We start from the raw sequence: 20295 nt of genomic DNA, 5'->3' as shown, positions 1-20295 counted from the left end.
TATCCCAGCCAGGGGGCGACACCCGATATGTTCCATCATGACCAGGATGCTCATGGCAGCACCTTGGCTTCGTTCCTGAGTTTATCCAGCAATTCGTCCACAGAGCCGACCTTGATGCCGGCACTGCGCACGGCTGGCGCCATCACACCGAGCAGCCGGGTGTGGCCGGCAGGTTCGACGCCAAGGGTCGCGAAGGGGGGACTCTCGAGTGGCTTGCGCTTGGCTTTCATGATGTTGGGAAGCGATGCAAAGCGGGGCTCGTTCAGGCGCAGATCCACCGTCACCACGGCAGGCAAGGGCATGCCGAGGGTCTCCAGGCCGCCGTCGATTTCGCGGGTCACCTGCAACTCCCCCTCCACCAGCTTGATGGCAGAGACAAAGGTGGCCAGCGGCCAGTCGGTGAGGGCCGAGAGCATCTGGCCCACCTGGTTGTTGTCAGAATCGATGGACTGCTTGCCGAGCAGCACCAGTGATGGCTGCTCCTGCTCACACACCTTTTGCAGGGCGCGAGCAACCGTCAGCGGAGTGAGCGTCTCATCGGTCACATAGTGAAGGGCCCGATCCGCCCCCAGCGCCAGGGCATGGCGCAGCTGCTCGGCGGCCGCCTCAGGTCCGAAGGTCACCACCACCAGCTCGCTTGCGATACCGGCTTCCCGCAGCCGAACTCCTTCCTCCACCGCGATTTCACAGAACGGGTTGATACCCATCTTCACATTGGCAAGCTCCACGTTGGAGCCGTCTCCCTTCACCCGGATCTTGACGTTGTAGTCGACTACCCGTTTGATCGCGACCAGCAGCTTCATGACGCGCATCCCTCGCTTTTCTTGAGTGAATCCATTGACGAACCCTCGCATTTTTTTGCTTACAATTACTTTACGTTTACGTAAACTACCAGCACTACCCTAGGCCAAGTCGAGCGCAGAGGCAAGATGGAACGCGAAGCAATGGAATTTGATGTCGTCATCGTCGGTGGCGGCCCCGCAGGACTCAGTGCAGCCATCGCCCTGAAGCAGCACAATGCCGATCTCTCGGTCTGCGTGCTGGAAAAAGGAGCGGAAATCGGCGCCCATCTGCTCTCTGGCGCCCTGTTCGATCCCGTCGCCCTCAAGGAGCTGTTGCCGGACAGCTGGCAGCAGGCGCCCCTTGGCATCCCCGTCAACGATGATCAGGTTCATCTGTTGCAAAATGCACGTCGCGCCCTGCAACTGCCCCACTGGGCCGTGCCGCCGCGCATGCACAACGATGGCAGCCATATTCTGAGCCTGGGCAACCTCTGCCGCTGGCTCGGTCAACAGGCCGAGCAGCTGGGAGTCGAAATATACCCGGGTTTTACCGCAAGCGAGCTCATCATGGAAGCGGGACGGGTGCGGGGTGTGATCACCGGCGATCTCGGGCTGGACAGAGCGGGCAATCCCAAATCGGATCACGTGCCCGGCATGGCGCTCCATGGTCGCTACACCCTGTTTGCCGAAGGTGCCCGCGGCCATCTGGGCAAGCAGTTAATCGCCGAGTTCAATCTGGAAAACAGCGCCCAGCCCCAGCATTACGCCATCGGTTTCAAGGAGCTGTGGCAAGTCCCCCCTGGCCAGGCCAAACCGGGCCAGGTGCTGCACGGCAGCGGCTGGCCACTGGCCGGGCTGCGCACCGGCAAGAGCCAGGGCGGCTTCTACCTCTATCATATGGATGGCAATCAGGTGGCGGTCGGGCTGATTGTCGATCTCAACTACAGCAACCCCTGGCTCAGCCCGTTCGACGAGTTCCAGCGCCTCAAGCACCATCCCCTCATCGCACAGACTCTGCTGGGGGGCGAGCGCATCAGCTACGGCGCCCGCGCCATCACCAAGGGCGGCTGGCACTCCCTGCCCCGCATGCACTTCCCCGGTGGTCTCTTGATCGGCTGCGACGCCGGCACCCTGGATTTTTCCCGCATCAAGGGTATCCACACCGCCATGAAGTCGGGGATGCTGGCGGCGAAAACCGTCGCCATGACGCTGCGCGGCGGTGATGAGGGTGGCCGGGATCTGGCCGAGTATCAGGATGCGCTGCAACAAAGCTGGCTGGGGCAGGAGCTCAAAACCGCCCGCAACTTTGGGGCGGCCCTGCATCGTTGGGGCCCCTGGCTCGGCGGCGCCTTCAACTGGCTGGAGCAGCGGGGTGCCTCCTTCCCTCTGCTGGACTCTATCACCCTGTTGGACAAGGAGCCTGACTACCGTCAGCTGCGCATGGCCAGCCGTTGTCAGCCCATCAGCTATCCCAAACCGGACGGCAAACTCAGCTTTGACAAGCTCTCTTCTGTTTATCTCGCCAACACCAGCCACGATGAGGATCAGCCCTGCCACCTCACGTTGCAGGACGCGAGTATCCCAGTGACGGTCAACCTGCCCACCTGGGCCGAGCCCGCCCAGCGCTACTGCCCGGCCGGGGTGTTCGAGATAGTGGAGAGCGAGAGCCAGCCTTACTTGCAGATCAACGCGGCCAACTGCATTCACTGCAAGACCTGCGACATCAAGGATCCGAGCCAAAACATCATCTGGACACCACCGCAGGGAGGGTCAGGACCCAACTATCCCAATATGTGACGGGTGGGAGCATTGCGATCACAGAGCTACCAGACCGTCTGAACACCACCGCAGGGAGGGTCAGGACCCAACTATCCCAATAGGTGATGCCTGTCCCCCCGAGTGGGCACTTTGCACAATACGGCAGTGAACAGGCAGTCACTTTCGCGGCCGGATCCGCTGATCCGACCTCGCTGTTTTTTTGAGCGAACAGGCTGAACCTAGGATGAATAGGCCCTGACAAGCGCTCCCCGCCCCTGTATAGTTCGCCGCATTCAGGTTTTCCATCGGCCCGTTTCGCTTATCCACGGGATCGCTTTCTACGCGATCTAAGGCCGCATGACCTGTGCAACCATCCCTGATGACCCACGACTTTTTAAGGGGGGACAGATGATCACCGCCTACATTCTCAATAACAAGGTACTGGACATAGTCACGCTCGGGCCTGACGACATACTGCCTGACAACACCGTCTGGCTGGATGCCTACAAGCCGGACACGGCGGAGCGAGAATGGTTGACCGGCCTGTTTCTGGAAGAGGTCCCCGACAAGGAAGAGCTGGACGACATCGAAGCATCCGCCCGCTTTTACTGGGATACCGATGGTCTGCACATTCACTCCCTGTTTCCCCAGCGGATCGGTCGTGACACCAAGGGTGTCCACGTCTCCTTTACCCTGCGCAACAACCTGCTGATCAGCATCCGCGAGGATGACATCGGCCTGGTGCGCCTGCTGCGCCACTACATGCGCCAAGACAGGCTGGAAGTGGAGGATGCCCTCGACATACTGCTGGAAGTGCAGAACCTCAAGGTGGAGTACCTCTCGGATCTCATCGAAGACGGTTACAAGACCCTGGAAAACACCGCCGATCAAATCTTCGAGCCGGATCAGATCAATCCCATGCTCAAGGAGTTGATGGCGCAGGAAGAGGCCAACGGCCAGATCCGTCTCTCCCTGCACGATACCCGCCGCGCCCTGCGCTTTCTCAAACGCAGCCTGCGCCAGCGCATGACGGGCGAGCAGAACAAGTGGATCGACGAGATGCTGCACGACGTAGAGTCCCTCTTGCCCCACACCCAGTTCCTGTTCGACAAGATCAACTTCCAGCTGGAGGCCTCCATGGGGGTCACCAATCTGGAGCAGAACAAGGTGATCAAGATCTTCTCGGTGGCCGCCGTAATTTTCCTGCCGCCCACCCTGATCGCCAGCATCTACGGCATGAACTTCGGTCGTATGCCGGAGCTGGCCTGGGAGTATGGCTATCCCATGTCGCTGGTGCTGATGGTGATGTCATCCCTCGGCACAGGCCTCTTCTTCAAGCGCAAGGGCTGGCTGTAACGCCGCCAGAAAGTGCGATAAAAAGAGACGATGGATTGGGGGGCACTGGCCCCCCGATTAATTCGTGTCACCCGGCACGCCTTGCAAAGGGCGCCACTCTGCCCCATATCCTCTTCATCATTTGCACAACCCAGGCGATAACGGGCGACCATGACCCTCTACCCCGAACACAGATATGACGATCACGGCCAGTTGCGCCCTCCCCTCTGGTTTTGGCCCATCGCCCTCTTGCTGACCCGCTCGGTCTGGCTGTTTCTGATGGCCGGGGTCACCCGCGAGAGCGGCAGCGAGATCCTGACCCTCTTCTATCCGGACAAGATCAGCCTCTACATCAGCCTGCTGACCGACGTGCCCGCCATGCTGGCACTGCTCGCCTTTGGCGGCACCTATCAGCAGACTGACAGCGTGCGCGCCTGGCTCAGACGCCACAGCCGCGGCCTCTTGCTCTGCTCCACCATCAGCGGCCTGGTGATGCAGCTGCACAGCCTCAACCTGCAGAAATGGTCGTTCAGCTGGCCCACCGCCCTGGTGCTGATCGGCAGCCTCTGGGCACTCTGGTATCTGCTGCGCAGCCGCCAGATCCGCGAATACGCGGCCGATCAACCTCACTGAGCATGCAGGGGTCACTCATTGACGAGTGACTCGGATCTGCAGGGTCTGGCGATCGCTCTGAGAACTGTGGCCTCCCTGCAACTGGGTACCCAGGCTGCTCCCTTGCCCGGCCGAATTGGTGGATAACTCCCCTACAGTCAGCCACTGACCCGGGGCACCGCTCACCTCGGTGGCGCTCTGCCCCGTGGTGAGGGTGCCTTGCTCCAGTCTGGCCTGCTCGCTGCTGAGCGCTATCTGCACCCTGTCCCCTATCAGGGTAGCGGTGGCGTAGAGACCGTTGATGAGCGGTATCAAGCCCACCACCTGACCACCGCGCCACTGATAGAAGGTGACCGGCTGGTAGGAGCCCATCTGCAGCAACACGGGCCGCCCCGACAGGCCGCGCACCTGCCAGCTGTCGTTCTGGCTGCGCTGGTATTGCCGGGCATTGCCCTCAAGCATCCATTGTCGTTTGGCCGCATCACCACCGATACCAGCCTCTATATGCTGACCGCTTGAGGCACCATCCACCCGCCATTCGACAAGCAGGCTCTGGGGCGGCTGGTTGAGTTTGGCCAGGGTCGCGTCGGCCTCCTGCAACTGGGCCGCACTGCCGCTCAGCACCAGCTGGTTGCCCATGGCACTCACCCCGAGGTCCGGGTAGATCTCCTTGAGGGTCTGCACCATGGCCTCGGCCTCGAATACCGGGATCACCTTGACCTCGGCCCGCAGCGGCAGGCACCAGAGCCCCCACAGCAACAAGATCCCGCTCCAACACCACCTTTTCATCTCTCTCTCCTGTCCGGAAGCCCGGCTCACCGCCTCTGCCAGTCTGGCTATCACCATCATGATCCATCTGCCTCGCTTTTCAATGACTTTGCACCCCAGGGGCAATGGCGGCATGGGCCGGAGCGCCCCCCTTGGCAGCCTGCGAGCGGAAAGGATGGAGATAGATTAAATAACACAAATAAAAATGATTACCATTTGTTGTCACACAAAAATCGCTCGGATACAATTCGGACTCATTTTTTCGAGCCCACTTCTGATGAAGCCAGCAAACGCCGTCACCAATACCCCTGCTGCCATCCATCTGGCGATGCTGATCAACATGCTCTCCATGGGCAGCATGATGATGGTGATGCCCCTTGGGCCGGATCTGGTCATCAGCCTCAGCATGCAACCGGAGCAAACCGGTTATTTCAGTGGCGGCGCTACCCTTGGCGCGGCCCTGATGGGCCTCATCGCCGCCCCCTGGCTCGATCGCGTCAACCGCAAACCCGCCCTGCTGGTACTGCTGACCCTGCGCTTCTTGCTGCTGATGGCTTGCGCCCTGGTCCAGAACAGCCAGCAGCTGCTGATGCTGTTCATACTGTCCGGCTGCGTGGCCGGGCCCCTTTCCGCCATCCTGATGGCCGCCGTGCTGGACCTTGTTCCTCCGGCCGAGCGGGGCCGCCGCCTCGCCTATGTGGGGATGGCGTTCTCGCTGGCCGCCATCCTGATAGTACCTATTGCCCTCATCCTGGCCCAGTGGCTCGGCTGGCAGAGCCCCTTCCTGCTGTTCGGTGCTGGCGGCCTGCTGCTGGCGCTGCTGTGCGCCCTGCTGCTGCCCTCCCTGCCGGTCACCCGTTCTCCCCAGGGTAGCGGGCTGCGCCAGCTGCTGGGATCGCCGCTCTGCCAGGGCGCCCTGCTCATTCTCTCTTTGCAGATGTTCGGTCATTTCCTGCTGATCCCGCATTTTGCCAACTACTTCCAGTTCAACCTCGCCTTCCCCCGCGAGCAGATCGCCGCACTCTACCTGTGTGGCGGCCTTGCCAGCATGGCGACCATGCGGCTGTGCGGTGGCTGGATCGATAAGGGCCGGTCGCTGGCCGCCATTCTGATCACCAGCCTGTTGCTGGCCCTGATCACCCTGCTCGGCTTCGCCGCCCCCGTTGGCGTGCCCGTCTATCTGTTGTTTACCCTCTTCATGGCGCTGAGCTCGGCACGATCCAGCACCACACTCGCCATCACGGCAGCCATTCCGGCCCCCCATCAGCGCGCCGCCTTCATGTCTTTTCAGGGCACAGTGACCAATGTGGCGGCGGGTCTCGGCAGCCTGATCTCGGCCAGGTATCTCTTCTCGGACAGCACTGGTGCCCTGCACGGCTTTGCAGGGCTTGCCTGGATCAATATTGCCTGCAGCCTGCTGGCCTGTGGTGGCGTCTGGCTCCTGCTCAAGGGACTGGCGCAGACAAGGAATAACAATAACCCCGCGTCTGGTACGGCCAGACAGGGAAGTCAGTGAGCCACCGGCCCCAGAGCCGGACCCCATAACCTCTGTTTTATTCATGGAGTTTTGACTATGCAGTTGCAGCCTGGCGTATTTCGCTTGAACCCGATTTTGCTCTCCCTCGGTCTGTTTGCCCTGCCGGGCCTGGCCCAGGCCGAGTTGCCCAAAGCCAACGAGACCATGGTGGTCACCGCCACCCAGACCAAGCACACGGAACTGTCCGCCCCGGCCAGCGTCTCTGTTGTGACCCGCGCCGATCTGGACAAGATGAACGCCAACAACATAGGCGATGCCCTCAAGCATGTCCCGGGTGTCAACATCATAGGCACCAACCCCACAGGTCGCAGCGAGATCAAGATCCGCGGCATGGGCGGCGACTACACACTGCTGCTGATCAACGGCAAACGGGTCAACGCCCGCGAGACCCTGGGCAGCTCCTTTGGCAATGACTTCGACTTGAGCTCCATCCCCATGGCGGCCATAGAGCGCATCGAAGTGATCCGTGGCCCCGTCTCCTCCCTGTACGGTGCCGATGCCTTGGGCGGCGTGGTCAACGTGATCCTGCGCCAGGCCAAGGAGAAGACGGAAGCGGCCTTCGGCTACACCCACTCCATGCCCACCAAGGGCGACGGTGGCGATGCCAACCAGGGCAGCGCCTTTGTCTCCGGTGCCCTCATCGACAACAAGCTGCTGGGCAGCGTGGTGGTGGAAGGCTACCAGCGTGACCGCTGGCACAGCGATCAGTCCAACAACCTGGATGCCGATGCGCTGGAAAAACGGGAAGTGGTCAATGTGCTCTCCAGCCTGAAATGGCTGGTCAGTGACAACCAGGACATCGATTTCGATCTGGGCTACAACCAGAACGACATGGACAGCTACTTCAACAACGTGCCCCGTGCCCCGACCGCACCGGCCACCCCGCACAACGTGCAAAAACTCGATCGCCTGAGCCTGGGGCTGACCCACAACGGCCGTTGGGAACACTTCGACAGCCGCGCCCGCTACTACTTCGAGCAGACGGATCTGATGGATGACTCCCAGCTCAATGGCGGCGCCGCCGATGTCACCCAGACCAACCACACGGTCGATGGCCAGCTGAGCGGCTATCTGGGGGATCACCTGCTGACCTCGGGTGCCGAGATGCGCAAGACCGAGCTGGAGCACAGCCGCAGCATCACCAACGGCAGCGTGGATGCGAGCCAGAGCGCCCTCTATCTGCAGGACGAATTCAGCCTGGGGGATCTGGCGCTGACCCTCTCCGGCCGCCTCGACCACCACGAAACCTATGGCAACGAGTTCAGCCCGCGCGCCTATGCGCTCTACAAACTGAGCGACGAGTGGGTGATCAAGGGTGGCGCCGGCAAGGCGTTCAAAGCACCGACCCTGGCCCAGTCCAGCGAAGGCTTCGCCACCACCGCCTGCCGTGGCGCCTGCAAGGTGGTCGGCAACCCGAACCTGAAACCGGAAACCGCCGTCAGCTATGAGCTGGGCACCGCCTACGAGAGTGAGCGTTTCGGCGCAGGTGTGACCGGCTTCCACAACGACATCGAAGATCTGATCCAGAGCGATCAGTGGGGCCCGGGCTACCGTCCGACCGTCATGACCTACCTCAACGTCAAGAAGGCACGGGTGAAAGGGCTGGAGCTGACCGGCTGGGTCGATGTACTGGACAACGTCAAGCTGACCGGCAACTGGAGCCTGCTGGATTCCCAAGACAAGAGCACGGGCGACGATCTGGCCAAGACCCCGGATCACACCGGCAACCTCAGCCTGGATTGGCAAGCCACCGAGATCGTCAGCACCAACCTGGCCTGGCAATACGTGGGCAGCCAGTTCATCAAGGTGCCGATGCACAACTCCCAGGCGCTCAAGTCCAAGCACTATCAGACCCTGGACCTCAACACCAACTGGAAAGTCACGCCGGCGCTCGACTTCAAACTCGGCATCACCAACCTGACCAACACCCAGCGTGACCAGGTCGCCACCGACGCCGACTTCATTCTGGAAGGTCGCACCGTCTATGCCGGGGTGAATTACAAGCTGTAATCCCCCGTTCGGGAGCCCAAGCGGGCTCCCTTTTTCCGTTTTTATCGCCTCGACAATAAGGAGTATCCGGGTGCTCAGACACCAAACACAGCTGTTCTGGCTGGGAGTTGTTCTCCTGTTCATGCTGATCTGTCTGTCACTGGCCACGGGGGCCGGTGTCTATGGTGGCCGCGAGGTCGCCGGATTTTTGCTGGGCGATCCCGCCCTCATGGCCGACGAAAAGCTCGCCATGATCATTCATACCCTGCGTCTGCCCCGCACCCTGTGTGCCCTGGTGGTGGGCGTCTGTCTCGCGCTGGCGGCATCCATGCTGCAAAGCGCCACCCGCAATCCACTGGCCGAGCCCGGCCTGCTCGGCGTCAACGCCGGCGCCGTCTTCGCCCTGGTGATAGGGCTGACCTATTTTGGCGTTGAATCGGCCTACGGTTATCTGCTCTGGTCCGGCATGGGTGCCCTGCTTGGCAACCTCATAGTTCTGGGCCTGGGCCTGATGGTGGGTCGCTCCAATCCGCTCAAGCTCATCCTGGTGGGGGTCGCCCTCTCCGCCACCTTTGGCGGCCTCTCCAACTTCCTGCTGCTCTCCAACAAGGTGGTGCTGGAGCAGTTCCGCTTCTGGAACCTGGGGTCTCTGGCGGCCTCGGATCTCGACGCCGTGCTCACCGTGGTGCCCTTCGCCCTGGCCGGTCTGCTGCTGACCCTGGCGCTCTGCCGCCAGCTCACCCTGATGCAGATGGGAGACAACCAGGCCCAGGCCCTCGGCATACGGCCGACCCGGGTGCGGATCGGTGTGCTGCTGGCCGCCACCCTGTTTACTGCCTGTGCCATTGCCATCGCCGGCCCCATCGGCTTCGTCGGCTTTCTGGCCGCCTACTGCGCCCGTCTGGTGGAGCCGGTGCGCCTCGCCATCCAGGTGCGTTTCTCCGCCCTGTTTGGTGTGCTGTTCCTGCTCGGTGCCGACATACTGGCCCGCTGGCTGATCCAGCCGTTCGAGCTGCCCAACGGCGTGATCCTGGCGCTGATCGGTGCCCCCGTGCTCATCATGGTGGTGCGCAGCGGCGGCTTCCGCTCCCTGCTGGCCGTCAAATAAGGTCGCCCTGCCTCATGAACAATCCAATGAACACATCGCTGAACGCTTCTCTCCCCTCCGGCACCCTCTGCCTGCGACTGGGTGAACGCACCCTGCTGCTGCACCGCCGCGCCTGGCTTATCACGCTGGGGTTGGTGCTCACACTGGCGTTGCTCTCCCTGCTGGCGCTGACCCTGGGCTCAAGCAAACTCACCATGCTGGGGGTAGTGCAAACCCTGCTTGGCGAGGGGAGCCGGCTCGATGAGGTGACTGTCTTCAAGATCAGGCTGCCGCGCATCGTCGCCGTCTTGGTGGCAGGCGCCGCCATGGGCCTCTCCGGCTGCCTGGTGCAGACCCTCATTCGCAACCGCCTCGCCACCCCGGACATGATAGGGGTCAACGAGGGGGCGTCGCTGGCCATCATCGCCTTCTCCCTCTACCTCACTCTCGGCAGCTGGCCATGGTGGGCCGCGCCCCTTGGTGCCCTGTTTGCCGCCGTCGTGCTCTATGCCCTGTGCAACAAGCCGGGGGAGCAGGGCTATCTGTTCGTGGTGATCGGTATCGGCGTCTCCGAGCTGATGAACGCCATCGGCCAGTTCGTCATGTCCACCCAGTCGCTGGTGCACCTCACCAGCCTCTACCTGTGGAACATGGGCAACTTCGTCGGCCAGGGCTACGGCACAGTGGTGCCTGTGGGGATCCTGATCCTGCTGGTCTGCCCCTGGATCATTTATCTCTCCCGCGCCCTGGGCGTGCTGCGTCTGGGCCCTGTCACCGCACAGAGCCTGGGGGTGAACGTCAACCGGGTGCAGCTCGGCGTGCTGGCCCAAGCCATCGTAGTGGCGGCCCTTGGCACCGCCATCGGCGGTCCTGTGGTGTTCATCGCCATGGCGGCCCCCATACTCGCCTCCTGGATGAGCCGGGATCGCATAGTGCCGCTGTGGATTGCCGCCCTGTGTGGCGCCCTGCTGCTGCTGGCGAGCGACACCCTGGTGCGAGTGCTGGCCAGCCCCCATGAGGTCGCCACCGGCATCATGACCCGTATTCTTGGCGGCATACTGCTGCTGTTTATTCTGATCAAAGACAGACAGAGAACCGACTGATGACCCTCACCCTAAATCGCCTCCACTTCGGCTATCAGCAAAAGCCCGTCTTCAACGACATCTCCTTCACCATTCCCAAGGGCAAGCTGGTCGGCATCGTCGGCCCCAATGGCGGCGGCAAATCCACCCTGCTCAAGCTGCTGGCCGGCCAGGAGCAACCCCAATCCGGTGAGATACTGCTCAAGGGCAAACCGCTGGAGAGTTACGGCATGAAGGCGCTGGCCCGGGAGCTTGCCTACCTGCCCCAGCGCCCCTTGGTGCCCGCCGGCATTCAGGTCGAGCAGCTGGTGCAGTACGGCCGCCATCCCCATCAGGGCTGGTTCAATCAGTGGAGTGAAGAGGATGCCCGCATGGTGCGCTGGGCCTGCGAGCGGATGCAGCTTGGCGACATCTTGCAACAGAGCGCCAGCTCCCTCTCCGGCGGCCAGGCCCAGCGAGTGTGGCTGGCCATGGTGCTGGCCCAGGATGCTGACATCATCTTGCTGGATGAACCCACCAGCGCGCTGGATATCGGCCACCAGACGGAAGTGATGGAGGCCATCCACCAGATCACCGCCGAGGGCAAGACAGTGCTCATCGTCATCCACGATCTCGCCACCGCCGCTCGCTACTGCGACGAGCTGATCGCCATTGGCGAGGGCAAGATCCAGGCCATGGGCCCGGCTCGCGAGGTGGTAACCAAGCCCCTCATCGACCGCCTCTACCAGACGGACGTGGACATACTGCACGCCCCCGTCGATGGCGCCCCCATCATAGTGCCGCGCCGCCGCCCACAGGCCTTTGCCATGCAGCAGCAAGCCTGAACACAGGATAAAAATCTATGGTCAGCCTGAACTTTGCAAGGCCAGATTGATGATGAGTACTGAAAGCGCAGGCTTGCTCTAATCTATCCGAATTCTTGGTGGGCTATCATGCCCGATCCATGATGTGAGCCGCGCCTGAGGGACCTCAAAAAAACCGTCAGTCTTGAAGACTATTTTTTATGTTAGGTTTACCCTCAGGCCCTTGGGCCAGCTGTCGTCATCATTTTCTGAACATCGCAAAAGCAGGCGTGTTACTTCATGTCGCCGGGGAACCTCGGCGATATGTTACTTACCTTCAGGCAGCATTGGGGGGCGGACGATACTCCTCCCCCTTCACCAGCACTGCCCATACGATCCATGCCAGCTTGTTGACCAACGCACAGGCCACCACATTAGAAGGCTGTCGTGTCATCAACTGCTGCGTCCACTGCGCCAGCGCACTTTGCCATTTGGCAGCCTTCACCCTCCTGCCCGTCTCTTCCCTCTTTTCAGTGAAGCGAAAAGCCGCAACGGGCGCCATCGACTGGCCACCAGAGCACAGGCACAGCGCACTCGGTTCCCTCTCCCGCAAGGGAGGACCAGGGTGAGGCAAAGCCTGTGTATCGCTCGCGGCAAGCCGCCAGATAGCAGCAGGGGCAGAAGAGTACTACTCCCCTGCCCCTGCGGCATATCAACAACACTGTGGACCGGATAACGGCTTGGCTGACCTGGGTTCAACTCGCCCAGGTGATGATGTGATCGATCCACTCACCGGCATGAGCTTCGTGTATCACCTTGCCGCGCACCGACTGACCCGCCTGATGCATGGCGGAGCGACTGCCGGTGATCAGCGGATGCCATTCGGGCAGGGTTTGCCCCTCGGCCAGCAACCGGTAGGCACAGGTCGAGGGCAGCCAGTCATACTCGGCAATCTTGTCGAATGTGATCTGCAGGCAATCAGGCTCTTTCTGGAAGCGGTTGCCGTAATCGGAACACTGGCAGGTCTTGGTATTGAGCAGATCGCAGGCCACATTGGTGAACACCAGTTCGTCGGTGTCCTCGTCAATGAGCTTGTTCAGGCAGCACTTGCCGCAGCCGTCACACAGGGACTCCCACTCCGTCATGGTCATCTGCTGCAGGGTCTTTTCCTGCCAAAAAGGAGTTGGCTGCATTTTCTCGACTTGCTGCATGGAGGGGCTCGCTAAATAGACCAGTAAAGCGCGTGGTTATACGCCTTATGGCCCGATTTTTCAAGGTTGGCAACGGTCTGCGGTAAGCGTTGGGCTTCGCAGGCTCAGCCACAACCTAAAAAGCAGAAAATAATGTAGGTTGGTTCGAAGTGAAGCCTAACGTTTATCAGCCATAAAAAATGCCGCCCATTGGGCGGCATTTTTCTATCAGAAATAACAGGCTAACTAACTTACCAGCCGGTTACTTCACGCAGAGCCTTGCCGATATCGGCAAGGGAACGCACGGTTTTCACGCCGGCATCTTCCAGGGCGGCAAATTTCTCTGCTGCCGTGCCCTTGCCACCGGCGATGATGGCGCCCGCATGACCCATGCGCTTGCCAGCCGGGGCTGTGACGCCTGCTATGTAGGAGACCACCGGCTTGGTGACGTGGGCCTTGATGTAGGCCGCCGCTTCTTCCTCGGCGCTGCCGCCGATCTCGCCGATCATCACGATGGCTTCGGTCTTGGGATCGTTCTGGAACATCTCCAGAATGTCGATGAAGTTGGAACCCGGGATGGGGTCACCACCGATACCGACACAGGTGGACTGGCCGAAGCCCTCGTCCGTGGTCTGCTTGACCGCTTCGTAGGTCAGGGTGCCTGAGCGGGAGACGATACCCACCTTGCCCGGCTTGTGAATGTGGCCCGGCATGATACCGATCTTGCACTCACCCGGGGTGATCACACCCGGGCAGTTCGGACCAATCATGCGCACGCCGGTTTCCTGCAGCTTCACCTTGACCTCGAGCATGTCCAGGGTCGGGATGCCTTCGGTGATGGTGACGATGAGCTTGATGCCCGCATCGATGGCTTCCAGGATGGCGTCTTTGCAGAAGGGTGCGGGCACATAGATGACGGAAGCGGTGGCGCCTGTGGTTTCAACCGCATCACGCACGGTGTTGAACACCGGCAGGCCCAGGTGGGTGGTGCCACCCTTGCCTGGCGACACGCCGCCGACCATCTGGGTACCGTAAGCAATCGCCTGTTCGGAGTGGAAGGTACCCTGACCGCCGGTAAAGCCCTGGCAGATCACCTTGGTGTCTTTGTTGATCAGAACGCTCATTATTTGGCCTCCGCTGCTTTAACCACTTGCTGAGCTGCGTCAGTCAGACTCGTTGCGGCGATGATATTGAGGCCGCTGTCGGCCAGTTTACGAGCACCCAGTTCGGCGTTGTTGCCTTCCAGACGCACTACCACGGGCACTTTGACCCCCACTTCCTTGACCGCGCCGATAATGCCTTCCGCGATCATGTCGCAGCGCACTATGCCGCCGAAAATGTTGACCAGTACGGCCTGCACCTTGCTGTCGGAGAGGATGATCTTGAACGCCTCGGTTACACGCTCCTTGGTAGCGCCGCCGCCGACGTCCAGGAAGTTGGCCGGTGAGCCGCCGTGCAGATTGACGATGTCCATGGTGCCCATGGCCAGACCCGCGCCGTTGACCATGCAGCCGATGTTGCCATCGAGCGCCACATAGTTCAGCTCCCACTGAGCGGCATGCGCTTCACGGGGGTCATCCTGGGAGGGATCGTGCATCTCGCGCAGCTTGGGCTGGCGATACAGGGCGTTGGCATCGATGTTGATCTTGCCATCCAGGCAGTGCAGGTTGCCCTGAGTCGTGATCACCAGCGGGTTGATTTCCAGCAGCGCGAAGTCGCAATCCAGGAACATCTGGCCCAGACCCATGAAGATCTTGGTGAACTGCTTGATCTGATCGCCGACCAGACCCAGCTTGAAGGCCAGCTCGCGGGCCTGATAGGCCTGCGGGCCCACCAGGGGATCGATGGCGGCCTTGTGAATGAGTTCCGGGGTTTCGTGGGCAATCTTTTCAATATCCACGCCACCTTCGGTAGAGGCCATGAAGACCACGCGACGGCTGCCACGATCGACCACGGCGCCCAGATAGAGCTCCTTGGCGATGTCGGTGCAGGATTCCACCAGGATCTTGGTCACCGGCTGACCGTTGGCGTCAGTCTGATAGGTCACCAGGTTCTTGCCGAGCCAGTTCTGGGCAAAAGCGCGGATCTCGTCCTTGCTCTTGGCCAGCTTGACACCGCCCGCTTTACCGCGGCCACCGGCGTGGACCTGGCACTTGACGACCCAGGTGGTGCCGCCAATTTTATCGGCCGCTTCGGCCGCTTCCTGCGGGGTTGCACAGGCATAACCTTCGGAGACCGGCAGGCCATACTCGGCAAACAGCTTTTTTGCCTGATATTCATGCAGATTCATAGATGCTCTATCCGTGTTGTAGGTATTTCCGTCCGGGGCTCGTGTTTCTCAATCCCCTGTGAAGGGGGCCTCAAGGGCCCCTTGTTATCTTTCTAATTCGCTCAGAATTTTGCTGATTGCCTAGACATCCAGCAACAGACGGGTCGGGTCTTCCAGCAGCTCCTTGATGGAGACCAGGAAGCCCACCGACTCACGACCGTCGACGATGCGGTGATCATAAGAGAGGGCCAGGTACATCATCGGCAGGATCTCGACCTTGCCGTCCACCGCCATGGGTCTGTCCTGGATCTTGTGCATACCCAGGATGGCGCTCTGGGGCGGGTTGATGATGGGGGTGGACATCAGGGAGCCAAACACACCACCGTTGGTGATGGTGAAGTTGCCGCCAGTCAGTTCATCCACGGTCAGCTTGCCGTCACGGCCCTTGCCAGCCAAGTCTTTGATGGCCTTCTCGATGTCGGCCAGGCTCATGTTGTCGCAATCGCGCAGCACAGGGGTCACCAACCCGCGGGGGGTAGAAACGGCGATGCTGACGTCGAAATAGTTGTGGTAAACGATGTCGTCACCGTCCAGCCCGGCGTTCACTTCCGGGTAGCGTTTCAGAGACTCCACCACAGCCTTGACGTAGAAGGACATGAAGCCGAGCTTGATGCCGTGCTTCTTCTCGAAGATCTCGCCGTACTGCTTGCGCAGCTTCATGATGGGCGCCATGTTGATCTCGTTGAAGGTGGTCAGCATGGCAGTGGTGTTTTTGGCTTCCAGCAGACGCTCGGCAATGCGCTTGCGCAGACGAGTCATGGGCACGCGCTTCTCGGTGCGACCCACCAGTGGCGCTACCGCTGCCACGGGCGCAGCAGCGACCGGCGCGGCGGCAGGTTTGTTGCCACCCTTGATGAAGGCTTCCACGTCTTCCTTAGTGACGCGACCGCCCTTGCCGGTGCCGGTCAGTTTGGCAACGTCGATGGCGTGCTCGGCCACCAGACGGCGAACGGAGGGGCTCAAGCCATCTGCGCCGTCGTCGGCAACCGCTTCCACCGGCTTCTCTTTGGTCTCTTCACCGGCCACGGGAGCCGGCTTGAGCATGGCGATCAGCTGGCGGGACAACACGGTCGCCCCTTCCGCTTGCAGGATATCACCCAGAATACCGGCTTCCGGCGCGGGGACTTCCAGCACGACTTTATCGGTTTCGATGTCAACCAGTACTTCGTCACGGGCAACCAGATCACCCGGTTTCTTGTGCCAGGTGGCGATGGTGGCGTCCGCCACTGATTCCGGCAGGTCCGGTACCTTGATCTCGATAGTCATGTAATCAGTTCCTTGTTACTTCTTGTTCAGGGCTTAGGCCAGAGTAAGGGCGTCTTCCACCAGGGCTTTCTGCTGCTTGGTATGGACCGACATATAACCGACGGCGGGTGAGGCCGAGGCCGGGCGACCGGCATAACGCAGACGGGCACCGCTTGGCAGCACGCCATCGTAGTGATGACGGGTGCAGTACCAGGCGCCCTGGTTCTGCGGCTCTTCCTGACACCAGACGAAATCGGTGACATGGGCGTAATCGGCCAGAATGGCGCGCACTTCCGCTTCAGGGAAGGGATAGAGCTGTTCGATACGCACCAGCGCCACGTCCTGCTGTTCGGCCTTGCGACGGGCATCGAGCAAGTCGTAGTAAACCTTGCCGGAGCAGAACACCACGCGCTTGACCCCTTTGGGATCCAGGGCATCGATCTCGCCTATGGCATTCTGGAAGGTGCCTTCGGCCAGCTCTTCGAGCTTGCTCACCGCCAGCGGATGGCGCAGCAGGGATTTGGGCGACATCACGATCAGCGGACGGCGCATGGGGCGCACCACCTGACGACGCAGCATGTGGAATACCTGAGCCGGGTTGGATGGTACGCACACCTGCATGTTGTGCTCTGCGCACATCTGCAGATAACGTTCCAGCCGCGCGGAGGAGTGCTCAGGCCCCTGCCCCTCGTAACCGTGGGGCAGCAGCATGGTCAGACCGCACATACGGCCCCACTTCTGCTCACCGGAGGAGAGGAACTGGTCGATCACCACCTGGGCTCCGTTGGCAAAGTCGCCAAACTGGGCTTCCCAGATGGTGAGACCGGCCGGCTCGGCGCTGGCATAACCGTATTCAAAGGCCAGTACCGCCTCTTCGGACAAGACGGAGTCGAAGACTTCGAATGGACCCTGTTCATCGTGGATATTGCACAGCGGCGTGTAGGTGCTGGCATCGTTCTGGTTGTGCAGCACGGCGTGGCGGTGGAAGAAAGTACCACGGCCGGAATCCTGACCCGTGATGCGGATGCGGGCACCCTTGTCCACCAGGGTGGCGTAAGCCAGGGTCTCGGCAAAGCCCCAATCCAGCAGCTTCTCGCCAGCCGCCATCAGACGGCGGTCTTCGTAAATCTTCTCGACCTGACGCTGCAGCGTGTGGGCGGCCGGGTACTGGCTGATGCGCTCACCCAGTGACTTGAGGTGATCCATCGCCACAGTGCTGTCATAGTGCATGGCCCAGTCGTGACCCAGGTACGGGGTCCAGTCGACGGAATGCAGCTCCATCGGACGCCACTCCTTGACCACGCGCTCCCCCTTGTCCAGGGCATCGCGATAGTCGTTGACCTGGGTGGTGGCCAGCTCCTGGCTGATGCTGCCTTCGGCTACCAGCTGATCGGCGTAGATCTTGCGCGGAGTCGGGTGCTGCTTGATCTTCTGGTACATCAAGGGCTGGGTCGCGCTCGGCTCGTCCGCCTCGTTGTGACCGTGACGACGGTAGCAGACCAGCTCGATCACCACGTCGCGCTTGAAGGTATTGCGGTAATCCAGCGCAATCTGGGTCACCAGCACCACGGCTTCCGGATCGTCACCGTTGACGTGCAGCACGGGGGCCTGCACCGCCTTGGCGATGTCGGTGCAATATTCGGTGGAGCGCACGTCACGCATGTTGGAGGTGGTGAAACCGACCTGGTTGTTGATGACGATGCGCACAGTCCCGCCCACGCCATAGGCACGGGTCTGGGACATGTTGAAAGTCTCGGCAACCACACCCTGACCGGCGATGGCCGAATCACCGTGAATGGTGATGGGCAGAACGCTGGAGCCATCCTTGTCGCCACGTCTGTCCATCCGCGCACGGACGGAACCGATGACAACCGGGTTGACGATCTCGAGGTGAGACGGGTTGAAGGCGAGCGCCAGGTGAACGTTGCCGCCCGGGGTGGCGAAATCGGAGGAGAAGCCCATGTGGTACTTCACATCCCCTGTGCCCCAGGACTCGCCATGCTTGCCGGCGAACTCGTCGAACAGCTCTTGTGCCCGCTTGCCAAGCACGTTGATCAGCACGTTCAGGCGGCCACGGTGGGCCATGCCGATGACGGCCTCTTTGCAACCCTGCTCACCGGCGCGACGGATCAACTCCTTGAGCATGGGCACCATGGCATCGCCCCCTTCCAGGGAGAAACGCTTGGCACCGGGGAACTTGGCACCCAGGTATTTTTCCAGCCCTTCGGCAGCGGTCAGGCTCTCGAGAAAACGGGTCTTCTCTTCGAGGCTGTAGTTGCCCTTGGCCTCGATGGATTCGAGTCTGTCCTGCAGCCAGCGTTTCTCCTCGGTAGAGGTGAGGTGCATGTAATCGGCACCTATGCTGCTGCAGTAGGTTTTCTTGAGCGAGGCGTAGAGATCGGAGAGCACCATGGTCTCGCGACCGATGGCATAGGAGCCGACATTGAAGGTGGCCTCCATGTCTGCGCCCTGCAGATTGTGGAAAGCAGGATCCAGTTCGGCAACGGTTTCACGGGTCCAGAGACCAAGGGGATCCAGATTGGCATTCTGGTGACCGCGGAAACGGAAGGCGTTGATCAGTTGCAGCACGCGCACCTGTTTCGCATCCACTTGCGGATCGGAGACGGGGGCACTGTAACGGGAGGGATCCTTGGCCAGACGACGGAAATAATCGCGGACTCGGGAGTGAGGTTGTTCAACCGCGTGGCCATTGACCTGGGGCAGCTCGCTAAACAGGCTGCGCCACTCTTCGGCTACGGATTCAGGGTCTTCCAGGAAGGATTCGTACAAATCCTCAATATAGCTTGCATTCGCACCAGCCAGGTGAGATGACTCCAACCAGGCCTTCATCACGCCGTTATGCATTTCTATCCCTTGTACATCTTGTTCACTGCAGCGCAGCTTGTAGGGTTTAAATAGCCATCCAGCCATGGGGTCGGATGGCTATCCAGAGGTCGGGCCTGGCGCGTGACGCCCTGGCCCTGATACTAAACAGCCCGATTGAGCAGCATCGACTTGATCTGACCGATGGCTTTGGTCGGGTTCAAGCCCTTGGGACAGACGTTCACGCAGTTCATGATGCCGTGGCAACGGAACACGCTGAAGGCGTCATCCAGGTTACCAAGTCGTTCGGTGGCGGCGGTGTCGCGGCTGTCAGCCAACCAGCGGTAGGCTGCGAGCAGACCGGCCGGGCCGATGAACTTGTCCGGGTTCCACCAGAAGGAGGGGCAAGAGGTGGAGCAGCAAGCACAGAGAATACACTCGTACAGGCCATCCAGCTTGGCGCGCTCTTCGGGGGATTGCAGGTGCTCACGCACGGGCGGCAATTTTTCATCGTTGATGAGGAAGGGTTTGACCTTCTCCCACTGGGTGTAGAACTGGGTCATGTCGATCACCAGATCGCGTATCACCGGCAGGCCAGGCAAGGGGCGGATAACGACGTTATTGCCCTTCTTCAGCAGATCGGAGAGCGGGGTGATGCAGGCAAGACCATTCTTGCCATTCATGTTGAGACCGTCTGATCCACAGACTCCTTCGCGGCATGAGCGGCGGAAGGCGAGAGTGGGATCCAGCTCTTTCAACTGGATCAGTGCATCGAGCACCATCATGTCGGAACCTTCAGGAATATCAAGACGATATTCCTTCATATAGGGGACGTTATCAACATCCGGATTGTATCTGTAGACAGAGAATGTGACGTTCATGTTGTTTGGCTCCGCAATCGTTAAGTCCGCACCTTGGAGAAGAGAGATGGGAATGCCTCCCACCTCTTCACAGACCGGCGAATGTAGCGATACGC

The 20295-nt window shown here is 60.8% G+C and carries 16 protein-coding genes and 1 pseudogene; 8 read left to right on the top strand and 9 right to left on the bottom strand.

Annotated elements, in window-relative coordinates:
* Positions 1-50: 50 nt before the first annotated feature.
* Positions 51-803: an electron transfer flavoprotein subunit beta/FixA family protein gene (locus tag GWQ27_RS06175; protein ID WP_275906917.1), complete on the bottom strand. Its 753-nt coding sequence runs from the start codon at positions 801-803 to the stop codon at positions 51-53.
* Positions 804-929: 126 nt separating this feature from the next.
* Between GWQ27_RS06175 and GWQ27_RS06170 the strand changes: the two genes are divergently transcribed.
* The 3 genes from GWQ27_RS06170 to GWQ27_RS06160 all read left to right on the top strand — a co-directional run bounded on the left by GWQ27_RS06170 (position 930) and on the right by GWQ27_RS06160 (position 4508).
* A complete protein-coding gene (locus GWQ27_RS06170) occupies positions 930-2579 on the top strand; it encodes an electron transfer flavoprotein-ubiquinone oxidoreductase (protein ID WP_275906916.1) in 1650 nt (549 codons plus the stop codon).
* Between the two features lie 369 nt (positions 2580-2948).
* Positions 2949-3896 (top strand): magnesium/cobalt transporter CorA, encoded by a 948-nt coding sequence (gene corA, locus GWQ27_RS06165; protein ID WP_005315297.1) that lies wholly within the window; start codon positions 2949-2951, stop codon positions 3894-3896.
* 150 nt (positions 3897-4046) lie between these two features.
* Positions 4047-4508 (top strand): DUF2919 domain-containing protein, encoded by a 462-nt coding sequence (locus GWQ27_RS06160; protein ID WP_021139146.1) that lies wholly within the window; start codon positions 4047-4049, stop codon positions 4506-4508.
* Positions 4509-4523: 15 nt separating this feature from the next.
* Here GWQ27_RS06160 and GWQ27_RS06155 read toward each other — a convergent pair whose 3' ends face one another.
* Positions 4524-5276: a hypothetical protein gene (locus GWQ27_RS06155; RefSeq protein ID WP_275906915.1), complete on the bottom strand. Its 753-nt coding sequence runs from the start codon at positions 5274-5276 to the stop codon at positions 4524-4526.
* Between the two features lie 256 nt (positions 5277-5532).
* Between GWQ27_RS06155 and GWQ27_RS06150 the strand changes: the two genes are divergently transcribed.
* The 5 genes from GWQ27_RS06150 to GWQ27_RS06130 all read left to right on the top strand — a co-directional run bounded on the left by GWQ27_RS06150 (position 5533) and on the right by GWQ27_RS06130 (position 11774).
* Complete coding sequence (locus GWQ27_RS06150; protein WP_275906914.1) at positions 5533-6771, top strand: siderophore amonabactin export MFS transporter; 1239 nt, start codon at positions 5533-5535, stop codon at positions 6769-6771.
* A gap of 57 nt (positions 6772-6828) precedes the next feature.
* Positions 6829-8802 (top strand): siderophore amonabactin TonB-dependent receptor, encoded by a 1974-nt coding sequence (locus tag GWQ27_RS06145; RefSeq protein WP_059168040.1) that lies wholly within the window; start codon positions 6829-6831, stop codon positions 8800-8802.
* Between the two features lie 70 nt (positions 8803-8872).
* Entirely contained in the window at positions 8873-9889 is a 1017-nt protein-coding gene (locus GWQ27_RS06140; RefSeq protein WP_005315288.1) for an amonabactin ABC transporter permease subunit 2, read from the top strand.
* A 14-nt stretch (positions 9890-9903) separates the two neighbouring features.
* Entirely contained in the window at positions 9904-10971 is a 1068-nt protein-coding gene (locus GWQ27_RS06135) for an amonabactin ABC transporter permease subunit 1 (protein WP_034523720.1), read from the top strand.
* Positions 10971-11774, top strand: coding sequence for an amonabactin ABC transporter ATP-binding protein (locus GWQ27_RS06130; RefSeq protein WP_275906913.1), 804 nt, complete (start codon positions 10971-10973; stop codon positions 11772-11774). The genes GWQ27_RS06135 and GWQ27_RS06130 overlap by 1 nt, the downstream gene beginning before the upstream one ends.
* Positions 11775-12069: 295 nt before the next feature.
* On the opposite strand, the pseudogene GWQ27_RS06125 reads toward GWQ27_RS06130, so the two are convergent.
* From GWQ27_RS06125 to GWQ27_RS06095, 7 genes and pseudogenes are all read right to left on the bottom strand, one after another.
* A pseudogene (locus GWQ27_RS06125) lies at positions 12070-12231 on the bottom strand (IS110 family transposase); the annotation flags it as partial.
* A 256-nt stretch (positions 12232-12487) separates the two neighbouring features.
* Positions 12488-12925, bottom strand: a complete 438-nt coding sequence (locus tag GWQ27_RS06120) for a YcgN family cysteine cluster protein (protein ID WP_058394505.1) — start codon at positions 12923-12925, stop codon at positions 12488-12490.
* Between the two features lie 248 nt (positions 12926-13173).
* Positions 13174-14046 carry a succinate--CoA ligase subunit alpha gene (gene sucD / locus GWQ27_RS06115; RefSeq protein WP_005310908.1) on the bottom strand — a complete coding sequence of 291 codons (873 nt, stop codon included), beginning with the start codon at positions 14044-14046 and terminating at the stop codon, positions 13174-13176.
* The gene (gene sucC, locus GWQ27_RS06110; RefSeq protein WP_021140443.1) at positions 14046-15212 is read right to left on the bottom strand and encodes an ADP-forming succinate--CoA ligase subunit beta; all 1167 of its coding nucleotides are present in this window, start codon (positions 15210-15212) and stop codon (positions 14046-14048) included. Before sucC ends, sucD begins: the two co-directional genes overlap by 1 nt.
* Positions 15213-15332: 120 nt before the next feature.
* On the bottom strand, positions 15333-16517 hold the full coding sequence (odhB, locus tag GWQ27_RS06105) for a 2-oxoglutarate dehydrogenase complex dihydrolipoyllysine-residue succinyltransferase (protein ID WP_059167560.1): 1185 nt from the start codon (positions 16515-16517) through the stop codon (positions 15333-15335).
* Between the two features lie 33 nt (positions 16518-16550).
* Positions 16551-19361, bottom strand: coding sequence for a 2-oxoglutarate dehydrogenase E1 component (gene sucA, locus GWQ27_RS06100; RefSeq protein ID WP_021140442.1), 2811 nt, complete (start codon positions 19359-19361; stop codon positions 16551-16553).
* 122 nt (positions 19362-19483) lie between these two features.
* Positions 19484-20200 (bottom strand): succinate dehydrogenase iron-sulfur subunit, encoded by a 717-nt coding sequence (locus GWQ27_RS06095; RefSeq protein WP_005310899.1) that lies wholly within the window; start codon positions 20198-20200, stop codon positions 19484-19486.
* Between the last annotated feature and the right edge of the window lie 95 nt (positions 20201-20295).

The sequence above is a fragment of the Aeromonas sp. 5HA1 genome (assembly GCF_029237245.1).
Classification (GTDB): Bacteria; Pseudomonadota; Gammaproteobacteria; order Enterobacterales; family Aeromonadaceae; genus Aeromonas; species Aeromonas salmonicida.
The sequence above is the reverse complement of the archived record's forward strand: the minus strand, read 5'-3'. Positions and strand labels throughout refer to the sequence as shown.